The 3,330-nt window shown below is 66.5% G+C and carries 3 protein-coding genes; all 3 read right to left on the reverse strand.

The window, feature by feature from the left end; genetic code table 11:
- Positions 1 to 100: 100 nt before the first annotated feature.
- Complete coding sequence (locus tag KBA32_RS16785) at positions 101 to 1,114, reverse strand: tyrosine-type recombinase/integrase (RefSeq protein WP_294361416.1); 1,014 nt, start codon at positions 1,112 to 1,114, stop codon at positions 101 to 103.
- Positions 1,107 to 2,084 carry a tyrosine-type recombinase/integrase gene (locus KBA32_RS16790; protein ID WP_294361417.1) on the reverse strand — a complete coding sequence of 326 codons (978 nt, stop codon included), beginning with the start codon at positions 2,082 to 2,084 and terminating at the stop codon, positions 1,107 to 1,109. Before KBA32_RS16790 ends, KBA32_RS16785 begins: the two co-directional genes overlap by 8 nt.
- Positions 2,081 to 3,330, reverse strand: a 1,250-nt coding sequence (locus KBA32_RS16795) for a site-specific integrase (RefSeq protein ID WP_367113796.1), incomplete at its 5' end; no start/stop codon positions are given. The genes KBA32_RS16795 and KBA32_RS16790, both read right to left, overlap by 4 nt.

The following is a 3,330-nucleotide window of genomic DNA, read 5'->3' on the forward strand; positions in this document are numbered from 1 at the left end:
CGGCCATTATGCCCAGCTCCCAGTTATGAACAGTTGCGGTGCGGGCCGCGTCATCGCGCGAGCGCAGCGTTGGTGCGCGATGCCTGCGGCCTGCACATAACTACAGGGTCTTGAGGAACTCGATCAGCGAGTCAGGCGCCTTGTAGCGCCGGATCGGGGCGTCTGGCTCCTGCAGTCTCCCCAGTGCCTGCTCCTTCATCGCCAGATCAGCCTCGACGTATTGGTGAGTTGTCGTCGGGCTCTCGTGTCCCAGCCACAGCGCGATGACGCTGATGTCTACGCCGGCCTGCAGGAGGTGCATGGCCGTCGTGTGGCGGATGATGTGCGGGGAGATACGGCGCGTGGCGAGCTGCGGCTGTGCGGTGATCGCGGCCTTGACGGCGAGAGCGAGGCGCTGTGTGACGTTCCCGCGCGTCATCGCCTGACCATCGCGGTTGGGCAACAGCGCCGATGTCGATTGCAACTGCGGATTGAGCCGTAGCCACGCCCTGATCTGCCGCACCGTCGATCGCCACAGCGGCACCGAGCGTTGCTTGCGCCCCTTGCCGTGCAGGTGCACACAGGCGGCACCATCGAGCACCACGTCGGCCAACGTCACGCCGATGATCTCGGAGACCCGGGCGCCGGTGTTGTAGAGCATCCTGAGCAGCAGATGGTCGCGCTGGCTCGTCCAGGAGTCGTCCGGCTCGCTGATGATCGCCAGCATTTCCTCACGCGACAGGAAGCCCAGCATCGGCCGCTCGAAGCGCTTCATCGGCACGCCCAGCGACTTCTCGACGGCATGCAGGGCGCTCACGTCGCGCCGACCGGCAAATTTCAGGAACGCCCGCAACGCCGCGAGTCGAGCGTTGCGGCTCCTCACCGTATTGCCCCGCTCGCGCTCGAGGTGATCGAGGAAGGCCAGGATCAGCGTCGGCGTGATCTGCTCGAGCCGGATCGCCGTGGGTTGCTTGTGTAGCCGCGCCTGCGCGAAGTCGAGGAACAGCACGAAGGCGTCGCGATACGCGGCAACGGTGCGCGGGCTCATCGCGCGCTGCTGCTGCAGGTGCTCGGCGAAGAACGCCTGCACCAGGGCCGCGAAGCTGGGCGCCTGGACTGATTCGGGCTTAACCATCGTCGTCCTCCTCGGCTTCGTACGGATCGACGAAGTGCTCGAAACGCTTGCCCACCACTTGCAGGAGTTCGGGCGTGCCCGTGAGGTACCAGTACGTGTTCGAGACCTTGGCGTGGCCCATGTAGGTCGACAGCGCAAGCATGTGCTCGTGCACGTTCTCGCCCTGCTCATGCCAGCGCAGCAGGCGACGCACCGCAAAGCTGTGGCGCAGATCGTGGATACGGGCCGCACCGTGGCCGCCACGAGCGACCCAGCCCAGTTCCCGGCGCAGCTGATCGAAGATCCGGTGGGCCTGCCGATCACTGAGCGCACAGCCGAGCCGGCGGCCACGGGTGGCGATGAAGAACGGCCCCTCAGGATCGGCAGGCACGTACTTCGTGCGCTCAAGGCGGTAGGTGCGCAGGGCAGTCACGGCACTCGGGTGCAGCGGCACCAGGCGCGACTTGCCGAACTTGCTGCAGCGGACGGTCAGCACGCCGACACTGAGGTCGACGTCCGCGTCGAGCAACGCCAGGGCTTCGGAGATGCGCAGTCCCGTACAGGCGATCAGTCCGAACAAGGTCCGCATGACGGTACTGCGCAGCGGCGGCCCGAGCCGCCCGGCGGCGTCGAGCAACGCCTCGATCTCCTCGTCACGGAAGATGTGCGGGGTGACCCGGCCCGGGACCGGCCCGAAGGTCGCCTCGTCGGGGACCTCGGTAGCCGGCTCGAACTGCTGCAGCCAGCGCGTAAACGGCCTGAACAGACGTAAGGCGCGAGCCGCCGTACCTCGATCCCCTCGGCCACCCTTGACCTGCCGCGCCCAGGCAGCCATCACCTCGACGGTAAGCGGTCCGTGGTGACCGACTGCCTCGACATAGCGTGCGAACCGGACGAGCGCCTGACCCATATGCTGAAGTTCGAACCCGAGGCGACGGCGCTCGGCCAGATACGTCTCGATCCGCTCGGGAAGAGATATGTGGGCGCTCATGCTGGGCTCCCCGGCCAGGGCAAGGCGACCTCGACCAAGCCAGCGCGATCGGTCTTCGCGTAGATGAGCGAAGTGTTCAGCGAGCGGTGCCGCAGCACATCGGCGACTTCCTTGATCGAGCCCCCGCTGTTGACCAGCCGACAGGCCAAGGTGTGGCGCAGGGCGTGCGCCCGGCCATGCGGGATACCGGCGCGGCTGAAGGCGTCGCGGATCACCCGATGGATGGCATCCACGCTGACCGGGGCATCGTGTGGAGCCAAGGAGCGCACGAAGACGGATCGGTTGCTGGTGAGCGGTCGCTCGTGGCGCAGGTACGCCTCCAGCGCCTTGCCCGTGGGGACTGGCAGTGGCAGCACATCCTGGCGGCGAGACTTCGTCCGCCTCAGCGTGAGCGTGCCGTTCTGCCAATCGATGTCGTCCAGTTGTAGCCGGTTGATCTCGATACAGCGAAGGCCCAGATCGAGGGCCAGACGGACGATCGCATAGCCGCGCTTGGGCGCGCGCAGCGCCGGGGTGAATGAATTGAGGACACGGCCGACCTCACGCGACTGCAGCGCGCGTGGCAGCGACGCATGCGTCCAGTTGGCGGGCGAAGCGATCACGCCCAGCAGCGCTTGTACCGAATCGCCGCACGTCGCGCGCCAGCGCAGATAGCCACGCAAGGCGGCGTTGATGGTCACCGCGTTGCTGATCGTGTTGCGCAACTCCAACTGCTCGGTGACGAAGCGGCGGACGTCCTGCGGCTGCAGTTCTTGCAGATTCAGAGGATGGCCCGCGAATTTGTGCACGAGCAGCCGCTCGATGATCCGCAGTCGGTCCGAACGGGTGCCGCTGGCCAGCCCACGGGTATCGAGCATATATGCGTCGTAGCGGCTCAGCTCTTCGGCGATCGGACCCGACGGTGTCGGCAAGTCCGCGATCACGCCGCGCTGGCGAAGGATGGCCAGCAGGGGCATCAAAGCCGCATGTGCCTCGCGTGGATGCCGCATCACCGGCCCTCTGCAACCACAGTGCGGCAGGTGATCCTGAAGAAACTGATCGATGCGGCTCTCGTCGAGCCTGTCGACCGGCAAACGGCACAGCGACATCCAGTGAGCGAAGTGCGCGACGGCGTTCAGACATCGCCGGCTCGTGCTGGATGCGTAGCGACCGCGCTCCAGCCGTTCGACGTAGGCCGGCACATACGCAGCCAGCGGACCGTCGAGCAACCAGCCTTGCAGCACCGCATGCAGGGAAGGGATCTTGG

Source organism: Propionivibrio sp., from assembly GCF_017995515.1.
GTDB lineage: Bacteria > Pseudomonadota > Gammaproteobacteria > Burkholderiales > Rhodocyclaceae > Propionivibrio.

Excerpts from the sequence above, each read along its gene's own strand:
- KBA32_RS16790 (WP_294361417.1), bottom strand. The coding sequence starts at position 2,084 with ATGAGCGCCCACATATCTCTTCCCGAGCGGATCGAGACGTATCTGGCC.
- KBA32_RS16785 (WP_294361416.1), bottom strand. The coding sequence starts at position 1,114 with ATGGTTAAGCCCGAATCAGTCCAGGCGCCCAGCTTCGCGGCCCTGGTG.